Source organism: Pirellulales bacterium, assembly GCA_035546535.1.
Taxonomy (GTDB): Bacteria; Planctomycetota; Planctomycetia; order Pirellulales; family JACPPG01; genus JACPPG01.
This window is the reverse complement of the sequence record DASZWQ010000078.1, coordinates 25,193-45,437: the sequence shown is the minus strand read 5'-3', so window position 1 is coordinate 45,437 and position 20,245 is coordinate 25,193. Positions and strand designations below refer to the sequence as shown.

At 61.8% G+C, this 20,245-nt stretch carries 17 protein-coding genes; 6 read left to right on the top strand and 11 right to left on the bottom strand.

Features of this window, described 5'->3' with window-relative positions:
• Both VHD36_10305 and VHD36_10300 read right to left on the bottom strand, forming a co-directional pair.
• A partial coding sequence (locus tag VHD36_10305) for a hypothetical protein (GenBank protein HVU87703.1) occupies window positions 1–482 on the bottom strand: 482 nt, incomplete at its 3' end.
• Window positions 483–540: 58 nt separating this feature from the next.
• Entirely contained in the window at window positions 541–1,815 is a 1,275-nt protein-coding gene (locus VHD36_10300) for an aminotransferase class III-fold pyridoxal phosphate-dependent enzyme (GenBank protein ID HVU87702.1), read from the bottom strand.
• A gap of 292 nt (window positions 1,816–2,107) precedes the next feature.
• Here VHD36_10300 and VHD36_10295 point away from each other — a divergent pair, with 292 nt between their 5' ends.
• The gene (locus VHD36_10295) at window positions 2,108–3,478 is read left to right on the top strand and encodes an aspartate aminotransferase family protein (GenBank protein HVU87701.1); all 1,371 of its coding nucleotides are present in this window, start codon (window positions 2,108–2,110) and stop codon (window positions 3,476–3,478) included.
• Between the two features lie 79 nt (window positions 3,479–3,557).
• On the opposite strand, the gene VHD36_10290 is transcribed toward VHD36_10295, so the two are convergent.
• Both VHD36_10290 and VHD36_10285 read right to left on the bottom strand, forming a co-directional pair.
• Window positions 3,558–4,235, bottom strand: a complete 678-nt coding sequence (locus tag VHD36_10290; GenBank protein HVU87700.1) for a hypothetical protein — start codon at window positions 4,233–4,235, stop codon at window positions 3,558–3,560.
• A 39-nt stretch (window positions 4,236–4,274) separates the two neighbouring features.
• A complete protein-coding gene (locus VHD36_10285) occupies window positions 4,275–5,396 on the bottom strand; it encodes a TPM domain-containing protein (GenBank protein ID HVU87699.1) in 1,122 nt (373 codons plus the stop codon).
• A gap of 150 nt (window positions 5,397–5,546) precedes the next feature.
• Between VHD36_10285 and VHD36_10280 the strand changes: the two genes are divergently transcribed.
• Window positions 5,547–6,188 (top strand): DUF4886 domain-containing protein, encoded by a 642-nt coding sequence (locus VHD36_10280; GenBank protein HVU87698.1) that lies wholly within the window; start codon window positions 5,547–5,549, stop codon window positions 6,186–6,188.
• 72 nt (window positions 6,189–6,260) lie between these two features.
• On the opposite strand, the gene VHD36_10275 is transcribed toward VHD36_10280, so the two are convergent.
• Together VHD36_10275 and VHD36_10270 are read right to left on the bottom strand one after the other, a co-directional pair.
• Window positions 6,261–6,398, bottom strand: a complete 138-nt coding sequence (locus VHD36_10275; GenBank protein ID HVU87697.1) for a hypothetical protein — start codon at window positions 6,396–6,398, stop codon at window positions 6,261–6,263.
• An 86-nt stretch (window positions 6,399–6,484) separates the two neighbouring features.
• On the bottom strand, window positions 6,485–7,816 hold the full coding sequence (locus tag VHD36_10270; protein HVU87696.1) for a PQQ-binding-like beta-propeller repeat protein: 1,332 nt from the start codon (window positions 7,814–7,816) through the stop codon (window positions 6,485–6,487).
• A 105-nt stretch (window positions 7,817–7,921) separates the two neighbouring features.
• Between VHD36_10270 and VHD36_10265 the strand changes: the two genes are divergently transcribed.
• Complete coding sequence (locus tag VHD36_10265) at window positions 7,922–8,509, top strand: mismatch-specific DNA-glycosylase (protein HVU87695.1); 588 nt, start codon at window positions 7,922–7,924, stop codon at window positions 8,507–8,509.
• 51 nt (window positions 8,510–8,560) lie between these two features.
• Here VHD36_10265 and VHD36_10260 read toward each other — a convergent pair whose 3' ends face one another.
• From VHD36_10260 to VHD36_10240, 5 genes are all read right to left on the bottom strand, one after another.
• A complete protein-coding gene (locus VHD36_10260) occupies window positions 8,561–10,357 on the bottom strand; it encodes a PQQ-binding-like beta-propeller repeat protein (GenBank protein HVU87694.1) in 1,797 nt (598 codons plus the stop codon).
• Between the two features lie 203 nt (window positions 10,358–10,560).
• Complete coding sequence (locus VHD36_10255; protein ID HVU87693.1) at window positions 10,561–12,192, bottom strand: FAD-dependent oxidoreductase; 1,632 nt, start codon at window positions 12,190–12,192, stop codon at window positions 10,561–10,563.
• A gap of 144 nt (window positions 12,193–12,336) precedes the next feature.
• Complete coding sequence (locus VHD36_10250; protein HVU87692.1) at window positions 12,337–12,951, bottom strand: carboxymuconolactone decarboxylase family protein; 615 nt, start codon at window positions 12,949–12,951, stop codon at window positions 12,337–12,339.
• A gap of 273 nt (window positions 12,952–13,224) precedes the next feature.
• Complete coding sequence (locus tag VHD36_10245; GenBank protein HVU87691.1) at window positions 13,225–13,947, bottom strand: YebC/PmpR family DNA-binding transcriptional regulator; 723 nt, start codon at window positions 13,945–13,947, stop codon at window positions 13,225–13,227.
• Between the two features lie 114 nt (window positions 13,948–14,061).
• Window positions 14,062–15,060: a 6-bladed beta-propeller gene (locus VHD36_10240; GenBank protein HVU87690.1), complete on the bottom strand. Its 999-nt coding sequence runs from the start codon at window positions 15,058–15,060 to the stop codon at window positions 14,062–14,064.
• 391 nt (window positions 15,061–15,451) lie between these two features.
• On the opposite strand from VHD36_10240, the gene VHD36_10235 reads away from it, so the two are divergent.
• The 3 genes from VHD36_10235 (at window position 15,452) to VHD36_10225 (ending at window position 20,235) form a co-directional block, all read left to right on the top strand.
• Complete coding sequence (locus VHD36_10235; protein ID HVU87689.1) at window positions 15,452–16,027, top strand: ECF-type sigma factor; 576 nt, start codon at window positions 15,452–15,454, stop codon at window positions 16,025–16,027.
• A gap of 95 nt (window positions 16,028–16,122) precedes the next feature.
• Window positions 16,123–19,326 carry a protein kinase gene (locus VHD36_10230; protein HVU87688.1) on the top strand — a complete coding sequence of 1,068 codons (3,204 nt, stop codon included), beginning with the start codon at window positions 16,123–16,125 and terminating at the stop codon, window positions 19,324–19,326.
• 198 nt (window positions 19,327–19,524) lie between these two features.
• Complete coding sequence (locus VHD36_10225; GenBank protein HVU87687.1) at window positions 19,525–20,235, top strand: PEP-CTERM sorting domain-containing protein; 711 nt, start codon at window positions 19,525–19,527, stop codon at window positions 20,233–20,235.
• Window positions 20,236–20,245: the final 10 nt, after the last annotated feature.

Here is a 20,245-nt window from a genome sequence, read left to right as displayed (position 1 = left end):
ATTCCGGCACCGATGAACGCCGCGCCAAACGCCAGGCCGGCAAGCATCAGCAGGAAAGGTTGTCCGCCGAGCAGGAATCCGGCGACGCCGACGACCGTCGAAATTACCCACAGCACCGGCACGTAGCGCGGCAGCTTCGCGGCGCGCCACGTCCCAATGGCCAGGAACACCAGGCCCACCGAGATCATTAGCGCGCCTGCGACATATTCGGAAACGCCGCCCAAAGTGCCGTCGGGCCCGGTGATCATTGCAGTGCCGACAAGCGCAAGAACGAAGCCGATAAAACCGACACGTCCCGCCTCGGCACTCTGGTACGCGTAAATACCCAGCAGTCCAAACAGAATCGATAGATCGATGACGAGGTACAGCAGTTCCTGGGCGTCTGTCGGTTCGCCAAACGGCAAGAACGACGACCCGCCGCGCAGCAGGCCCGCGACGATGGCCGACAACCCGCCAAGTCGTATCAACCGCGACGTAGCCATCTCGTCGGACTCCCGAACATCGATTCGCTGGCCTGATGACCACAAGCCCACGTGATAGTCATCTCGTAGCAACCAGCGCCGCATCGAATCGTTCGCAGAAAAGGTCGCAAATCCGCTCGTCGTGCGCCAGCGACAGGTACAATTTGGTGCCCATCGGGTTAAGAAAGATTCCTTGGCGAAAAAGCTCGAGCATCACGGCCCGCCCGCGCGCCTTGTCCCCCTGTTGCGAAGTGCGGTAATCGACGACGGGCTCGCTCGAGAACACGACTTGTGCCAACGGCCCGTCGCCAATTATTTGAGCCTCGATGCCGTTCGATCGGAGGACCGCTTGCATCTGCTCGCGAAGGTATCGACCCAGCGCGTGCAGTCGCGGATAAACTCCCTCTTGCCGCAGCACGGATAGCGCCGCGCGCGCGGCGGCGGTGGAAATCGGATTTCCGCCCAGCGTCGATGCCATCCACACGTAGCCGTCGCGCCCCAGGCGATCCTCGCGCACGAGATCCATGATCTCCCGTCGCCCGCCGAACGCGCCGATCGGGTAACCGCCTCCAAGCGCCTTGCCGTACGCCACCAGGTCGGGCACGACGCCGTAATACTCCTGCGCACCGCCATAGGCCAGGCGAAAACCGGTAACGACTTCGTCGAAGATCAGCAGCATCCCATGCCGGTCGCACAGTTGCCGTAACCCTGCGAGAAATCCGGGCAAGGGCGGAACGCAGCGCTGCAGCGGCTCGACGATGATGGCCGCCAGACGATCCGCCGATTCAGTGACGATCTCCGCGGTTCGTTCCAGATCGTTAAAGGGCGCCACCAGCACGCTGTCGGCCACCAAGGGCGCAATGCCGGCGCTGCTCGGATCGGGATGCGGAAACTTGGGTGCTGCGCTCGGAAACAGGCTGGTCACGCCGACTTCGTTGGCGCCGTGGTACGCCCCTTCGAATTTGAGTATCGCCGCGCGGTTCGTAAAGGCCCGTGCCAGCCGCTGGCAATACATCGTCGCCTCGGTTCCCGAAGCGCAGAAGCGCACGGCGTCGCAAGCTGGACTCAGCCGCACCAGCTCTTCGGCCAAGAGCAACGATTCTTCGGTCACGTAGGCAAAGTTCGCGCCCAGCGGGGCGCGCTGCTTTACGGCTTCGACCACTTCGGGCCGGGCATGTCCCACCAGCGCCGACCCCCAACCCATGGAGAAATCATGGAAGTGGCGCTCCTGATCATCCCACAGCTCGCAGCCGGTTCCGCGGCGAATGACAATCGCAAGCTCCGCCGGCAAATTGAACTCGCCGTTCGAGCCGGCGGGAAAAACCGCTGCCGCGCGTGACGCCCCTCGAGACATAGCCGCGATACTCCGATTCCGGTCCGACCAACGATCCGGACCGTGGTTGAGCAAACAAAAGATTCTTGCCTTTTTACTCGTGCGCATATGACGCTCGCAACCAACCCGCCAAATTGCTGACTGCTGATAGCTGGTGTCAAAGCGTCATGCCTTTGCGCGAATCATCTTTATATTGTCGACCTTCTGGAACGGGCGTAAGATGCGCCGGGTTCCAGACGCGTTTTTTGCGCGCTTTGGTTGACAGGTCAAGGTTCAGGCTTGGTTCAGGCTCGGTTGGCAGAAAGGCCAAGTCATGGATCTGAAATCGTTGCTCGCGGCCGAGCGCGACGAACTGGTAAGCCTGGCGGAAGAACGAGTCAATCCGGCCCTCAGCAAGATATTGGGACTACTCGGTTATACGAAGCGCTATGCGCGTGGCACAGGCGCTTATCTCTTCGACGATGCCGGTAACCGGTATCTCGACTGCATATCGGGCTTTGGCACGTTTGCCTGCGGTCGCAACCATCCCACGATCCACGATTGTCTCCGGCAAGCGATGGACCTCGATCTGCCCAACCTCGTCGTCATGGGCGTCGCGGCCTTGTCGGGATTGCTGGCACGCGAATTGATCCGCGTCGCGCCTGGCGAGTTGGAGATGGTCTTCTTCACCAACAGCGGCACCGAGGGGGTCGAGACAGCCATCAAGTACGCCCGCGCCGCGACGGGCAGGCCGCGCATCGTGCATTGCGAAAGATCGTTTCACGGCCTGACGCTCGGCTCTCTATCCGTGAATGGCCATGAGGAATTCAAGCAGGGATTCGGTCCCTTTTTGGAGCCCGTGTCAAGCGTGCCCTTCGACGATCTCGAGTCGCTGGAACGCGAGCTGTCGCGCGAGGATGTCGCGGGCTTCCTCGTCGAGCCGATCCAGGGCGAAGGGGTCTACACGCCCAGCGATACCTATCTGGCCGACGCCGCGGCGCTCTGTCGCAAGCATCGCGCCTTGTTCATCGCCGATGAAGTCCAGACCGGTTTGGGCCGCACAGGCAAAATGTTCGCCTGCGAGCATTGGAATGTTTCGCCAGACATTCTGATCACGGCCAAAGCGCTCTCGGGAGGATACGTTCCCGTCGGCGCGGTCCTCTCCAAACGCTGGATCCACGAGAAAGTCTTCTCCAGCCTGGATCGCTGCTTCGTCCACTCCTCGACGTTCATGGAGAACGATCTGGCCATGGCGGCAGGACTGGCCACGCTCGAGGTTCTGCGCGAGGAGAAGCTCGTGGAGAATGCGGCGACCATGGGCGATTTATTGGCGCGCGGCCTTCGAGAGATCGGACAGCAGTACGAAATGTTCGAGGAGGTTCGCGGCCGGGGACTGATGATCGGCATCCAGTTTCGCCCTCCGGCCAGCCTCGTGCTGAAGATGGGATGGAACCTGTTGCACAAACTCGACGAAAGCCTCTTCTGCCAGGCGATGCTGATCCCGCTGTTCAGGGATCACCGTATTCTGGCCCAGGTGGCCGGCCATCACATGGACGTCATCAAGCTGCTGCCGACCCTGGTGATCAATCGCGAGGACGTCGAGCATCTGGTTCAGTCGTTGGGTCAGGTGATGGGCGCTTGCCACCGATTTCCCGGTCCGGTGTGGGAAGTCGGCAAACGGCTCGCCGGCGCGCCCTTGAGTTGACCGCAAATCCGAGGACAGTGAAGCTGCAAAATTCCTCTCGCGGGCGAACGCAAATTCCTCGACCACCCGCGGCTTCAGCTCAATCGAGCAAGACCAGCGCGTCGCTCAGCTCGTTCGTGCGGGGCGCGGTGGGCGGAAAAAGCGCAGCCAGGGTAGCGCCTGCCGCGGCTATGGTCGCCGAAAGCGCGGCGACGGGTTGATCTTGTTTGATCCGCTCGACGAGCTGTCGGCAAAGCTCGTCAAGTGCCGGCTGACCGACCCGCTGCAAAATGGCTTCGTCGGCAACGATCGCCGCGGTGCGCTCGAAGAGCGATACATAAATCAGTAATCCTGACCGTGTCGCGGTGCGGCCGATACGTCGATCGTGAAAAACCTGTACGGCCCGGGCCCAGGTCTCCTCGCGACGCTCAACGCGCGAGACAAACAAGCGCCGCAATCGGTCGACGCGCGTCGCCACGGCCGCGCCGGCGAAAAAACCAATCACCACCGCCGCGGCCAGGGCCAGCGTTTGCACGAAGCGCGACGGCTCGTCCCAGCCGTCGGGATCCGGGAACTCGACGTTCCATACCGTCGCCAGGCAAACAAGCGCGATGACCGCCGTCCACAAGCCTACGAGATCCTCGGCTCGATCGTACCGGCCACTGGCGGCGGCGATCACCGGCACGATCTCGGCTGATGTTTGCAACTCGGCGGCCGCTACGGCCTCGGCCACCTGGCGACGATCATTCGCACTGAATCGCTGACTGGGGCGCTGCATCGGCGGACTTTTCATTCAGAATTGCGAGCAGGTGCTGATCTACCAAGAACCGGTGGCGCCGCCGCCCCCCGACGATCCACCGCCGAAGCTGCTCGACGACGAGGAGGACGTGTCCATGGGCGGGCTCGACGAGAAGCCGCCGCCGTGCGACATCGCGCTATCCGAAAAATGCGACGTGGAATGGTGCGTGATGCTGTTATTTTGCTGCCAGTTCTGGCGCGACATCTCGTAAAGCGCCCAATTCTGCCAGCCGAACGGGCCACCCCACCAGGAATCGTTAGTGACGTGCCGCGCGCCGAAGCCCCGGCGGCGCGCGCCGGTCATCCCAGACGCGGCCGACACGGCTTTGCCAATCACCAGGAACACGACGACCCCAATGATGACCAGGACAGCGAGTGCGAATCCGTTCGAGGCGCGCGGCGGCTGCACCGCCGGGTGGGGCCACGCGCGCGGGAACTGCTGCGGGAGCTGTGGCATCGGTCGGTTGACGTGCGCCGCGGCACCCTGAGGAGCGGGCTGCTGGGGCGTGTTTGATGGCGGCACGAGCGCCGGAGGCGTGCCTCCGGGCAGCCCGCCGGGAGCGGCGGCGGCTCGCGGCTTTGTCTGGTCGCGCGCTAAAGCGTCGAGCGCCTTGACTCCGGCCAGGATCCCGCCCGAGTAGTCGTTCCGTTTGAAATGCGGAACGATCTTGTCCTGCATAATGCGTTGGCACTCGCGATCCTGATCGCGCCGCCAGCCGCCGCCGAGTTCGATGCGCGCCTTGCGATCCCCCTTGGAGACCAAAAGCAGGATGCCGCGATTCCACTCCTGCCCGTCGATTTCGGCGGCGCCGATCTGCCATTGATCGAACAACAGATTCGCAAACGTCTCGATCCGCAGATTGAAAGGGCTGTGGGCCTTCATCGATTCGATCGTCACGACCACGATCGGTATAGCCTTGTCGGCGACCAGGCGAGCAGTGATCTCTTGGATTTCTCGCTCGTCGGTCGCTTTGAGCAAGTGGGCCAGGTCTACGACGAGATCATGCTCGTCAGGCCGCGGGATATTAATCGCCGTGTCATCAGCCGACGGCGGCTCGTCGGCAATTACCGGACCGCTCGACAGAAGAGCGATGACCGCGAGCAGCGCCAGCGAGGTCCCCAAACGAAGTCGCAGAGCCATGCCCAGTGCTCCTTGAAACATATTGCAATGCTCGCGACCTGACGTTAGTTGTGATCACAAGAACGTCAGGAATCGCGACCGGCATTGTACCACGTTGCGCGGTGGATTGACGTATGGCGAAACGTGATTGCCAAGAGGTCGAAGCAACTCATGGCCAGGCCCAAGCAGCCATCGTCGATCGAAATGCTGTTCATTGGCAATAGCTTTACGCAGCGCAATAACTTGCCTGGGCTTCTCGCGGAAATGGCCGCAGCGCGAGGTTTGCACGTTGGATACGATCTGATCAGCGCAGGCGGAGCGTCCCTGAGGACGCATTGGAATGCCGGCCGAGCCGCGAAGGCGATCGAGACCGGTGGCTTTGATTACGTCGTCTTGCAGGAGCAAAGTACGCTGCCGGTCAAAAATGCCAAGAGAATGGCCGAGAACGTGCGTCTGTTCGACGATTGTGTCAAGCGGGCCAGCTCGAAGACGGTGCTTTACATGACCTGGGCGCGGCAAAACATGCCCGATGCCCAGCAAGCAATCACCGACGCTTACAACTCGGTCGGAAAGGAGCTGGGGGCCATCGTGGTGCCTGTCGGAGTTGCCTGGCAGCAGTATCGAGCCAGGCACGAAACGCCAAATCTTTATGACCGCGACCAGAGCCACCCAACACTCGCCGGCACCTACCTGGCCGCGTGCGTGTTTCTGGCTTCGCTGCTCAAGAAGAATCCGGTCGGGCTAAAGGCACCATCGATCGATTGTCCGCCGGCTGAGATCGCGAAGTTACAAGAGGTGGCTTCGAGCATGTGAAGTGCCCAAATAGTCCACGGCTCCAAACAAGGTGGCCAGGCCAGGTCCCCGAATGGTATTGTGATCGCGACTTCATTTTGCATTCGGCGTCAGCTCAAAGTCGAGCGTCGCTTCCCCCTCCTCGAGCTTCACCACCTGACGATCCGCCGCCGAAGCTGATACGGCCTTGCCAATCACCAGGAATACGACCACGGCAATGATGACCAGCACAGTGAGTGCGAATCCGTTCCATGTCGCGCGGCGGCTGCACCACTTCCTTCTCGTCGAGGGAAACCGCCACGCCCACGAACCCGCGCTCATTCGCCAATGCAATACAGGTGCGTCTTGCTGCGCAGAATGATCTCTTTACCAACCAGGGCCGCCGAGGCGTCGATCGGTGCGTCGAGCTTATTCGTGGCCAGGACTTTCATTTCCGGTCCGGCGGCCAGCACCAGGGTGGTGCCGTCACGGTCTGTGAAATAGATCCGGTCCCGCGCGGCCACGGGCGACGCGTACACGGCGCGGAGATCCGGCATGCGTTTCTTTTCGATCAGCGGCTTGCCTGTCTTCGCTTCAAGACACGTCAGGACGGTGCCATTCGACTTGTTGAAATAAAGATTCCCGTCAACCAGAACCGGTGATGGGCAATACGGTGTGTCGCTAGTTCGAGACCAGGCAATCTTGTCCGTGCCCGTGATGTCCCCTTTCGCATCCAGCGGCACGGCGAAGAGCGCGCTTTCCGGATAGCCGCTCATCAGGAACACTTTGCCGTCGTACGCGACAGGACAGGGGATGATCGCCCGCGTCTGCCCGCCGCACTCCCAGAGAACGTCGCCAGTTGCGAAATCGTAACCGCGCGCCTTCTTGTTCGAGTTAACGACGATCTGCTTGCGGCCGTCATAGTCGACCACCAGCGGCGTCGACCACGATGTACCCAGCTCGCGCGGCGCTTGCCAACGAGTCTTGCCGGTGTGGGCGTCGAGAGCATAGAGAAACGAATCGCCTTCATGGTCCCAGTTCACCAGCAGCGTGTCGCCCGAGAGCACCGGCGAAGTGGCTTCGCCAAAAAAACGGTACACTCTCAGGTCGCCGAGATCGCGCTCCCACTGCAGATTGCCGTCCATGTCAAAGCAGTAGAGGCCGCGCGAGCCGAACGAGGCGTAAACGAACTGGCCGTCGGTTGTCGGAGAAGGCGACGCGTAGCCGTGGTCCAGATGATGTCCTTCGTGAGGCACGGCCTCGACGACGATTTTTTGCCACAGCAGATTGCCGGCCCCACGGTCATAGCATTGCACCACGAACTGGTAATAGTGCGTGGGCCGCTCAATGCGAAAGGGATTGCCGCCGGGTGCTTCGGCCGTTTCGGCGGGCGGCTTCTCTTCTTCGCGATCGGTTTTAATCGCGGTGGTGAGAAAGATGCGGTTCTGCCACACGATGGGCGTCGATTCACCCTGGCCGGCAACGGCCGTCTTCCAGCGGACGTTCGAGTCGGGACCCCAGGTCGTGGGCGGGTCGGCGTCTGGCGCAAAACCATTCGCCAGGGGACCGCGCCACTGGTGCCAATTCTGAAGCTTCTCCTGCTCGAAGTCGGCGGCGATCGCGGCTCCCGAGAGACAACAAACAAGGGCGAGCAATAGTGTGGTGCGCATAATCTTATTTCACTCGGCGTTGAGGTGGATCGCTCAGCCCTTTCGGTGTGCGATTATTGTAATCATTTGCGAGAGCGTGCGCGCTGCGATAAGGTTGGCCGCCCGATGAATCGTCCATTGCCCACCCCTTGGAAACCTACCAAAAGCCAGATCCTCGCGGCCCGCGACAAGTTCGTCCCGGACCTCGTCGCGAAAGACCTCGTTGTCCTCTTCGTAGGCATCAACCCCGGCCTGTACACGGCAGCGATTGGTCACCATTTCGGCCGTCCCGGCAACCGTTTTTGGCCGGCCCTGTACGGCGGCGGCTTCACGCCGCGCCTCTTCTCCCCCTTCGAAGAGTCCTTGCTTCTGGAGCTCAAATATGGCATCACCAACGTCGTCGAACGCGCCACCGCCCGCGCCGATGAGCTTGCCGACGACGAACTACGTGCCGGCGGCAAGCGGCTCCAGGCCAAAGTCAAACGCTGGCGCCCCACCGTCGTCGCCTTCGTCGGCCTTGGTCCTTACCGCATCCTGTCGGGCAACAAGGAAGCCGGGGTGGGACTGCAAAAGGCTCCCTTCGGCGGCAGCCACGCCTGGGTCCTGCCCAACCCCAGCGGCCTCAACGCCCACTACCAGCCCGCGGCCCTCGCACGACTGTTCGGAGAGCTCCGTCGCTGGGCCGTGGCGCAGCACAGCCGCCAGCGAAAATAGGGCGCCGGCATTCCCAGATCGACGCGCAACAATCGCATCGATCATTCGCGCCTATGGGCTATCGATCGCTGTCGTGCTCGTCGCGGTCGCGAGCAGCGGCAGTTGCAGGCAAACCGCTTCTTCGCCGTTGCGGACGTACAGCCGATCGCCCACCAGCACGGGATGGTTCCAGGTTTTGTTGTCCAGCACCTTGGTCCGGGCGAGCTCTTGCGAGTTCTTGGAATCTGCGCTGAGCACGGCGACGTCGCCGCTTTCGCTGAGCACCAGCAGTTGATCGGCGTCCGGCAGCAGCAGAACTTGCCCGTTGCCGTAGCCGCGCTTTTTCCAGGTGCGTTTGCCCGTCTCCAGGTCAACGCACGAAAAGAAATTATGATCGAAGCCGTACAAGAAACCCTTATGGGCGACGTAGTCGTTGAAGTCGGGCTTCATTTCCAGCGATGTCCAGCGATCGCTGATCTCTGGGGTTCCAGAGGCCAGGCTTACGTCCACGCGCCGCGTGCCGGTGCCCATGCCCGTGCCGAGCAGGATGCCCGAGCCATCGACCACGAGTGGTTGCAAGGTTCGATAGCCTTCGTACTTCCACTCGTAGTCCCACGCTTTCTTACCGTCGACGGGATCGATGGCCGTGAGCCCGGTGTTGGTCAGCATCAGCACGACATCGCGCCCCGCGATGTTCGCGCGGTGGGGCGAACTGTAACTATGGTCGCCGGCCGGAACGCTCCATCGCGGCTCGCCCGAGGCGATGTCGTAGGCGAACACGCCCTTGTCGTCGGCTCCGCCTGCGTACACGACCACCACATCCCCAACGACCAGCGGCGAAGACGAGAATCCCCACGTCAACGGCTCGCGCGCTGCATCCTTCGTGAGATCGCGCTCCCAGATCACGGCGCCATTCGCGGGATTGAGACAATGAACTAATCCTGTCGCCCCGACGGCGAACAGTTTGCCATCCTTCAGCGTGGGCGTGGCCCGTGGCCCGGCCCCGGCGACAGATTCCCAGAAGCGGGCTGGCGACGTGTGAATCCACCGCTCGTTGCCCGTGTCGGCGTCATAGCAAACGACGGCTTCGGCATCGCCGCGCTGCTCCTGCGTAAAAATCGAGTGACCGGCCACGGCAAAGCTCGACCAGGACGGACCGACCTTGCGGCGCCAAAGCTCCTTGGGAGGATGGTTCTTCCAATCCGTGTCGATTGCCGCACCGTGTACGACGCTATCGCGCTGGGGGCCGCGGAACTCGGACCAGGTCGGAGTTGCCGCATCCTCACTCGAGACGGCTCCCTCCGCTGTTGGAGCTGCTGACGCGCCCTCCTTATCCAAGCTCGCCAAGAATAGCTCTTCGGCCGTCGGCTTCCAGCGCCATGCAAGCGTCGTTTTGAAATCACCCCAGATGCCTTCGCTGCGTACCAGGTCCCAGCCCATGAATCCGACGAGCGCCGCCGCCAGCGCACCCCACAGGCGAACATCCGACCGCAGCCGGCCGAGGCAGATCAGCGTCAGACTGAGTGCCGCCATTCCGGTCGGCACGATATAGAAGAAGAATCCCATCCCCTTGAGCGATGGATCCAGGAGGAAATAGCACAGAGCGCCGATCGCCACCACGGCCAGCGGACCGAACCAGCGTTCGCGCCCTGTCGCGCGGCTGCCGAACATCCACCACAAGAGAATTCCCAAACCGGCGACCAACGGAGTATTCACGGCGAACATAAACAGGCCGAACGACATCTCTTGGGCCAGATAGGGCGAGACTCTCGCCACCACCAGTAATACCAGCAGTAGCACCGCCGGCCATACACGCAGAGGGTTCGGGCGAGCGGCCGGATCAGCAGAAGCGATCGACTGAGTAGTCATAGGTGGAATTACTCCCAAACAAGAGCACGCGGCGATCTCGGAAGGAACTCCGAAATTCGGGCGCGCCGGCCTGGCGGCCACCCCGATGGGCAAATGTCGCAAATCATCCTACGCGGCGCGGTGGTTCGCGGGAATAGAGCCGCGCGATTGGCCGAGCGGGGTGGACGGCGAAAGCACGCGGACGAACGAGAACCCCACATCCTCTACCGATCGATCGACAACAACCGGTGCGCGCAGGTGACGGCCAGGGAACCGTCGCCGACGGCGAAGCCGACTCGTTTGACCGAGCCCGAGCGAACATCCCCCGCGGCCAAGATGCCCGGAACCGAGGTCTCCAACGGACAAGGATCCCGATCCGTACGCGGCCATTGGCCTGAGCGAAGGGCGTCGGTACCGGTCAGCAAAAAACCGTTCTCATCGCGGGCGATCTCCTGAGGAAGCCACCCGGTCGACGGTTCGGCGCCGATGAATACAAAAACGGCCGAGCAGGGAAGCCACGCTTTCGACTGCGTGGCCTTCGTCCTGACCAGGATCTTCTCGATGCGACGATCCCCCTCGATCGCCTCGATCTCGGTGTCCTCGTGAACCACGACGTTCTTCGCCGCCCGAATCCTGTGCGTCAGGTATTCAGACATCGAAGGCCCCAGCTTGCTCCGCACCACATGATGCACCGTGCGATCGGGACAACATTCGGCCAAAAACATCACGGCCTGACCGGCCGAATTGCCGGCGCCCACGACAGCGACGTCGCTTTTGTCGTACAGGTCCGCCTCGACGGTCGTGCAGGCATAATAGATGCCGGCCCCCAGGAATCGTTTGGCGCCCGATGCTTCCAGTTGTCGCCAGCGCACGCCCAAGGCGAGCAAAACCACCCGGCTTTTGATCTCGGCGCCGCAATCCAGTTGCAGGGTGTGCAGCCCATCGCGCGGCGCCGTCGATAGTTTCTGTACATTCACCGGCGCCACGATACGTGCGCCGAATTTGAGCATCTGCAAGACACCGCGCGTGGCCAGGTCTGCACCGCTCAGCCCCGCGGGAAAGCCGATGAAGTTTTCGATGCGCGAGGAGCCGCCCGCCTGCCCACCCGGCCCGAGCCGATCGAGCATCAAGGTCGACAATCCTTCCGACGAGCCGTAAACGGCCGCCGTGATGCCGGCCGGCCCTGCGCCGACAATCGCCAGGTCGACTTCCTGCGATGGACACGGCTGCCAAATCCCGGCGCCGTTTGCCAGCTCGTGCAGCGTTGGATTGACGAGGACATGCCCGCCGCCGCAATCGACGACGGGCATCCTTCCTGGCGAGCCCAACCTCGCCAGCTCGTTTTGTCCGGCAGCGGTCTCGCTATCGAACCAGGTGAACGGAACGAAATTCTTATAGAGAAACTCGCGCACCGTATTCGTGTCACGACAGTACCCCGGCCCGACGACGCGCAATCCAAACGCACTGAGCTGCGACAGCAACTCCCGCCGGCGGGTAAAGGCCACGATCAGCTTCTCGCCCAAACTGGGCACGCGATTCAGCAGGGCGCGTAATTCGCTGTTCGAAATCTTCCAGGCGCGCGTCGCGCCTCGCGCGATGCCGCTGACCATCACGGGCCGGCCGGTCAACAGATCGATATCGCCCGAGAACTGACCGGGGCCGTGCATCGTGACCATGCGATCCTGGTCGGCGGGATTCTGGATTTCGATCTGGCCGAGCTCCACGACGTACAAATCGATATTGGGCTGGCCGGCCCGAAAGACGGGCTGACCGTCTTCGAAATGACAAGGCTCGCCCAGCGATTGGACGTGGCTGAGCTCCGCCTGGCTGAGCGTTGGGAAAGCAGAGGTGTCCATCGAGAACCATCCACAAGAAGTGCCGTCAAAGCCTGGACCGCGTCGTCCCTGATTATATCGAGTCGAGAGGACGCGCGATCGTCGCGAAGGTCAAGCGCCGATGGAATCGCGTTGGCTAGCGACCCTTGTGCAGCCAAGAGGCCGTCAGCGAGCTCGGGACGGGACCGACTTCCTATTTCGGTTGATGTCGCACAGCATATCGGAATGGATATTCAGGCCGATGTTGGAAATATTGTAGTAGTGCTCGCTGGCCACGAGCCACACGATCTCGCAAATCTGGCGCTCCGAAAAGTGATCGGCCAGCCGGTCGAATGTCCCCGGATCGACGTGCTTGAATCTGGTCAATTCCGTCACGTAGTCTAGCGCCGCCCGTTCGGCTTCCGAGAACAACGGGCTGGTGCGATAGTCTTCCAGGGCGTCGAACTTCGCCTCGTTCATCGACTCCTTGATGACGAACGCTCGACCGATGTCGATGCAGAACAGGCACACGTTCAGCCTGGCGACGCGCTCGCGCACCAACATCACCGTTTCGCGCGGCAGAGAGAGCTTCCTGTCGAGCTTGCTGATCCTGGCCGAAAACAAGCCAAACGCCGTCGGCAGACGTGAAAGCAATACCTTTATCGGCGTCGGAACCTTACCGAATTGCCACCGCATCGCGGTATAGACGAGCTTCTTGATCAAGCCGGCCGGCCGCTCAATCGGCGTCAGAAATGGTTCGTCCTGCGCGTTCGATAATGACGTGGACATGGTCGTTGGCATTGCGGATCGCTCCCTTGCCCACTTTTCAATTCTTTCGCGGTTGCTCGATACGCTCGCATCCTGCTCGGACTGGATTCAGGCCCGATCGATCCCTGACTTCTCAGCCGTTACTTGCGACGGGTGTCAAGCCGGCGGTGCCCACCCGGGCACCAGCAGTAACAAGAGGCGGCAAATTCGGTGCCGCACCCCGTCGAGATTGCGAGGGGCAGCGAATCGGCGCACCATCGCCGCGACGGAAACGACTAAAGAGGACGTGCGCGATGCTGACCCGTGTCAACTGGAAAGCGCGACGTTGTGGTAAATGTCCTGCACGTCGTCACAGTCGTTCAGCATCTCGAGAAACTTCTCGAACAGCGGCCGTTCCTCGTCGCTGAGCGTTTTCGTGGTCTGCGGCAGGAAAGTGATTTCCTGGGTTTCCAGCTCGACGTTGGGGAAGGCATTGAGCAGGGCGGTCTTGGCTTTGAAGAACTCGGCCGGCGGCGCGAAGATCGTAATGTAGCCGTCTTTGCTCTCGACCTCGTCGATGGCGACATCCGCGGCGAACATGGCCTCGAGCACCTGGTCTTCGTTATCTCCCTTGAACGACAGAACGGCCAAATGGTCGAACGACATCACGACCGAGCCGTTGGCCGCCAGCTTGGAGCCGGTCTTCGTGAAACAACTCCGAACCTCGGAGATCGTCCGTTGATTGTTGTCGGTCAGACAATCGACGATCACCAGCGCGCCGCCGGGACCAAACCCTTCGTAGCGCGCTGGCGTGAAGTCCTCGCCCCCCGCGCCGGCCGCTTTCTGGATCGCCTTTTCGATCACATGGCTCGGGACCTGCTCGCGCTTGGCCTTTTCCACCATGCTCCGCAGGGCGGGATTCACATCCGGGTTGGGCACGCCGTTCTTGGCCGCCATGTACAGTTGCTTGCCGTACTTGGCGTACAGCTTCGATTTCTGAGCCGCCGTCTTGAAGATCGACTCTTTACGCTTCTCGAAAATTCTTCCCATACGATTTTGTGTCTCTCCGACTCTTGATTTGCTTAGCTGATGGGTCGGCGCTCGCGGACGTGTGCCGTTAGAAGCCCTGCCACTCAACCGCGGCCGTGAAGGCAGGAAACCACATCAAACAGCCAGCTTTTGTATCCGGGAGTTCCGCGCATCGGCAACGTATAAGTGATGCTCGTCGTCGAAGGCAAGTCCATGCGGCAATCGAAATTGGCCCGATTCCGACCCTTCGCCACCCACTCGGCACACAAAGCGCCCTTCCGGCGTGAACTGGTGGATGTAGTGATTTGTAGAGCTTACCCAAACCTGGTCCTTGTGGTCGACCGCGACGGCCAATGGCCCCGGCATGTACTTGTGGCCGCCGAAATGGCCAGGCCCCACTTCGTTGTCTCCCCAGGCCAGCAGAAACGTGCCGTCCGCCTTGAATTTTTGCACGCGACCGACCGAAGCCTCGGTCGTATACAGGTCATCCTGACTGTCGAAGGCCAGAAAGTGCGGTCCGCCGCCACGCCCTTTCGGCGATGAGTTGCCGCCAAACTCGCCGGTCGCCACGCCGTACTTGCCCCAGGCGCTGATCGGCTCGCCCTTCGGAGAAACTCGCTGCACGCGCCGGTTTACCTGGTCGGCAATGTACAGCGATCCATCTCGCGCGACGGCGATACCGCCCGGCTGGTCGAACTCTCCGGGGCCTGTTCCTTGCTTGCCGAATTCGCGGACAAGTTTGCCAGCCGGATCGTAGACGGCCACTTTGTGCTTCATCATGTGCGATACATAAAGCAGACCCTCTTCGTCCAGGGCCAGGCCGCCGGGCATGGGATCGGTTTCGAAGGCCCCTAAAAATCTCCCTTCACGATCGAAGCGTTGCACGCGCGACCTGGCCTCGGCGTTCGACTGCCGAAAGTCGGTGACCAGGATCTCCTGTTTCTGATTCACGGCGACCGCGATCGGTATGTCAAACTCACCCTCGCCGTGACCATTGGCCCCCCAGGTCAGCACGACCCGGGGAGCAGGTGCAGATTCATCCTGGCCAGGTGCTTGCGCCCCGAGAGGCCGCACCACGAGCGTTGCGACCCCACAGCCGGCCAAGCGCACAAAATCCCGGCGGCGCATCTTCATCGGGCTTCCTCGCTTTTCCATCAATGTACGTATTTCCTGTACGACGAAGCGGGAACTTTCTGCAATGCCCTGAACCAACGACAGCGCCAACCATCCTGTAACATAACCGCTTCCGTCACCGCTTTCCTTGGTGGCAGCAGGCAACGTCGCCCCCCCCTTCCCTCGGGTAGAGGGGGTAGAGGGCAGGGTGAGAGGTAGAATCGATCGGCACAGTTCGACGTGCCGGATAAAGAATGGCACGTGCGCTGCCGACAATCGAGACCCTCGCCTGGCCCTCTTGCCAGGGACGGGAAGTAGAAAATCGCACCTCCTGGCCGCGAACCCGGGGCATTTTGGGGCATTAATTGGCGTAGGTGGCACCGCGCTTTCAGCCCGCTATCATGGACCGACGATGGCCGACGTAACCGAGATTCTTTCCCGGATCGAGCGCGGTGACCCACAAGGGGCGGAAGAACTTTTGCCCCTGGTCTACGCCGAGCTGCGGCGGTTGGCAGCTCACAAGTTGGCGGCCGAAAAGCCCGGCCAGACGCTCGATCCCACGGCGCTTGTCCATGAAGCCTATCTACGGCTCGTTCCCCGCGGCTCCGAAGCCGAGGGGCAGGGGCAGTGGGATGGCCGGGGCCATTTCTATGCCGCCGCGGCGGAAGCTATGCGGCGAATTCTTGTCGAGAGCGCCCGCCGCAAAGGCCGCATTAAGCATGGAGGAGAATTCGCGCGAATCGCTTCCGACGATGTCGAGCCGGCCGTAACAGACCCCGACGACGATGTGTTGGCTGTCCATGAGTCGTTGGAACTGTTGGACCAGGTCGATCATCAGGCAGCCGAGGTTGTAAAACTCCATTTCTTCGCGGCTTTGACGTTGGACGAGGTGGCGACGCTTTTGGGCATCTCCAGCCGGACGGCGTACCGGGATTGGGCTTTCGCCCGCGCCTGGCTTGCCCGCAAGCTCGGCCGGTCCCGGGATTGAACCGTGCGATAAAAAATAATTGCCAAATTCTTGGCAGTCGGTGGTCGTTCTCGTCGCATGACTAGTTATCGGGCCTTTCCGGAGGGGCGCGCGCAATGAAGGCTCATGCTGCCGACGCAAAATCCATTTTCGGCCGGGCGATCGAGATCAGCGCGGCCACCGACCGAGAAGCCTTCCTGAACGAGGCTTGCGGCGGTAACGCCGCGCTGCGTGCGGAGGTCGAAGGGCTGGTGCGCGCCCTGGAAAACGCCGGCGATTTTCTCAACCACCCCGCCGTCGAGGTTACCGCCGCGGCCGTCGCCCCAGGGTCCGAAGGCCAGCGGACCATCATCGGTCCTTACAAGCTTTTGCAAGAGATCGGCGAAGGGGGCATGGGCGTCGTTTACATGGCGGACCAGCAATTCCCCGTCCGCAGACGCGTCGCCCTGAAGATCGTCAAGCCGGGCATGGATACTCGGCAGGTGATCGCCCGCTTCGAGGCCGAGCGACAGGCCTTGGCCCTTATGGACCATCCGAACATCGCCCGCGTCCTGGATGCCGGAGCGACCGAGGCGGGCCGCCCGTACTTTGTCATGGAACTCGTTCGCGGCGTTCCCATTACCGAGTATTGCAATCAAGCGCAGTTGTCCGTGCCCGATCGGCTCGAGCTGTTCATCAAGGTTTGTAGCGCTGTTCAGCACGCGCACCAAAAGGGGATCATTCATCGTGATCTGAAGCCTTCCAACGTGCTGGTGACCTCGCTTGACGGCCGGCCCGTGCCCAAGGTGATCGATTTTGGCGTCGCCAAGGCGACCAATCAGCAGCTCACCGACAAGACGCTCTTTACGAACTTTGCGCAGATGATCGGGACTCCGCTGTACATGAGCCCCGAACAGGCCGAGTTGTCGGCCATCGACGTCGATACGCGCAGCGACATTTATTCCCTGGGCGTGCTGCTGTACGAGCTGCTGACCGGCACGACGCCCTTCAGTCGCGAGCGGATTCGCGAGGCCTCTTACGACGAAGTGCGCCGCATCATTTGCGAAGAGGAAGCCACCAGACCGAGCGCCTTCGTCGACACGCTCGGACAAACCCGCACCATGGTCGCGGCGCAGCGCAAGGTCGAGCCCGGTCGCTTGGCGCAAGTCCTGCGTGGCGATCTCGACTGGATCGTGCTGAAGGCGCTGGAGAAGGACCGCACGAAGCGCTACGAGACCCCCAACAGCCTGGCCCGTGACATCCAGCGCTATCTGCGCGACGAGCCGGTGGATGCTCATTCGCCTTCAACGATCGACCGTTGTCGGAAGTTTGCGCGTCGCAATCGCGTGCCGCTCGTTACAGCGTCGTTCGTCGTCTTGGCACTGATCGGCGGAATCATCGTTAGCACATGGCAAGCGGTCCGCGCGACGCGCGCCGAGCGGCTGGCCGAGGCCGAGCGCAGCGAAGTCGAAAAACAGCGCGCCGTGGCCGAAGCGAATTTCGAGCAAGCTCGTGAAGCGGTAAACGATTACTTCACCTCCGTCAGCGAAAGCAAGTTGCTGAACGTGCCCGGACTGCAACCGCTGCGCAAAGAGCTGCTCGACTCGGCGCTTGCGTACTACAAGCGATTCATCGGCGAGCAGGCAGACGATCCGGCGCTGCAAGGCGAGCTCGCCGCCACGTACATCCGGGTTGGCAATATTACCGACGCGATCGGCGCACCGGGAGAAGCGGTGGCCTCGTTCGACAAGGCCATCGACCTGTACACGCGCCTGGTCGATCGCGAGCCGGCCAATGTCAACTATCAAAGCGGATTAGCGCTGGCTTATCACTGGCGCGGAAGAGTGCTGGCCGGGTCGCCCGATCTGGCCGGCGCCGAGGCAGCGTACCGTCAAGCGCTCTCGATTTACGAACGACTGGCCCGCGAGCAACCCGATGCGACCGAGTACGTGACCAAATCGGCCAACGTCTCGGCCAGCCTTGGGTCATTGCTGTCGTCACTCAATCGGACCACGGAATCCGAGGCCGCGCTGCGCCAGGCACTATCGATCTACGAACCACAGCTGCAAGCGTCGCCGGGCACTGCTCTCTATGAGGCGGGCGTGGCCCGAGTCTATTACTTCCTGGGCGAGCTGCTGCGGCGCGTCGGACGCTTGAAGGAATCCGAAGCGGCCGACCTGCGCAGCGTCGAACTCTATGAAAAACTGGCGCGCGACAACCCGACCATCAATGAGTACCGCGCGCAACTAGCCAACGCTTACAACGCCGTGTATGTCGTGCAAGTCGACCTGGATCGGCTGCCCGACGCCGAGGCCTCCTTCAAGCGGTCGGTGGATATTTACGAGGCGCTGGCACGCGAAAACCCAAGTGTCCCCGACTATCGCGCCGACCTGGGCCACAAGTACTTCAACCTCGCCTATCTGCAACGGCTGAATGGCCAACGCGCCGAGGCCGAAGCCTCCTATCGGCACTCGCTGGAAATCTACGAAGAACTCGATCGCGAGCATCCAGGCGTTGGGCTGTACCTGGTGGGCGTGGGCCGAGCGCACCTGCACCTGGGAAACCTCTTGGACGAAGCCGGCGACAAAGAGGAGGCGACGAGGAACTGGAAACTGGCCAGGGACTATTACGGCGCCGCGATCACGGCCGGATATACGACGGTCGAGGTCTTCTACGGCCTGGGCGATGCGCTGGCCATGCTCGGTCAGTGGCAGGAAGCGGTGAAGCCCTTTGCGCGGGCGCTCGAGGTCAGTGGCCCGACCTGGAAAACGCTTTACCAGCTCGCCATGGTGCAACTGGCTGCCGGCGATACCGTCGGCTACCAGACCACTTGCGCTGACTTCTTGAATCGCTTTGGCACCAGCGACGGCCTGCCCGAACGTGCCGCCATCGCCATGGCTTGCATGGCGGGCGAAAGAGCCTTGCCCGACTTGCAGGGCGCACTGGCCATCGCCCAGGGTCTGGCGGCGTCCGATCAGCGCAATCCGGTGTTCCAAACCCTGTACGGGTCATTGCAATATCGCGCGGGCCAGCCCGCCGAAGCAATCGCGACCTTATCCAAGGCGCTACCGATCCATGGCTTTGCCGAACTCGCCGCGCCGCGCCGGCTCGATCAGATTCGCATTAGCCGACTCACGGCCGAAACGATGCTCACGCTCGCCTACCGCGATGTTGGCGATCGGGATGCGCAAGCCAAACAGCTCGAATCGTTGACCAAGCTCGTGGCAAAGCTCGACACAACGACTCCGCAGCATAGCGAAGGAATCGCCAAGTGGGCCTTGCCCCTGGCCTTGCATCTGGCGCACCGCCAGCTGGCTCAGCTTGAAACGAAAACACAGTGAGTACTACGGACGTCGAGAACCGTACCCCTAAGCAGGGGCGCTCATGACAATGAACTACTGATCCGCTGGTCAAAGATCGATCACTCGATGTTTATGCAACCCGTGCCCTTCTCATATTTTTGCTGGCCGGCGACCGAAGCCGCGATTAGGCTACTGAAGCCTGAGGTTAAGTGGGCGTTGGCACCTGGAGATCGGCACTTGAGATTAACCGTTTTGCGCTGCGCTTGGGGCATGTCGATGGTCCTTGTCTTGGCGAGTTATGCCAAGGCCACGCTGGTCACTTCCGTCGGGACATTCGGTCCCTCGACCACGGTCGTCGACTTCAGTCAATTTTCTTCCCCCTTCTCGTTCGGTCCGGGCCCCGTGCAAGTCGGCGGACTCGTCGGCTTGGACATCCAATGGGCTTCGTCCAATTCCGCGGTGCAAGGGGGCGCCGTGATCGGCAACTCGGTCTACAACATCGTGCCCAACGGCAGTTGGAACACCGGGCGCGTGGGTTACGTCGGGCTCAACGCCCCGAGCGGAACGATGACGCTCACCCTCACTTCGCCCGTCAGCGAAGTCGGCGCGCTTGTGAATTACTCGGCGGGGCTAGGGCCGGACGTCACGATCGCGGCCCTGGCGTTTGATGGCTCGATCCTCGAATCGTACGACCTCAACACGTCGGCACCCATCTCGACTCCCGGAGGAGTCAACGTCGGCGGCTTTCGCGGCATCGAGCGCGGCAGCGCCGATATCTACGGCTTTCAAGTCGCCAATTCGGCGGTCGTTCTTGATGATTTCACGATCGGACACGCAACTCCTGAACCGAGTTCGATTGTTCTCATTGGTGCTGGGCTAATGGTAATTGCTGTCGCCCGTTGGCGCGGCGCGCGGCGGGGCAGCCGCGCTATTGCCATGGCTGACTGACGTTCTGTTG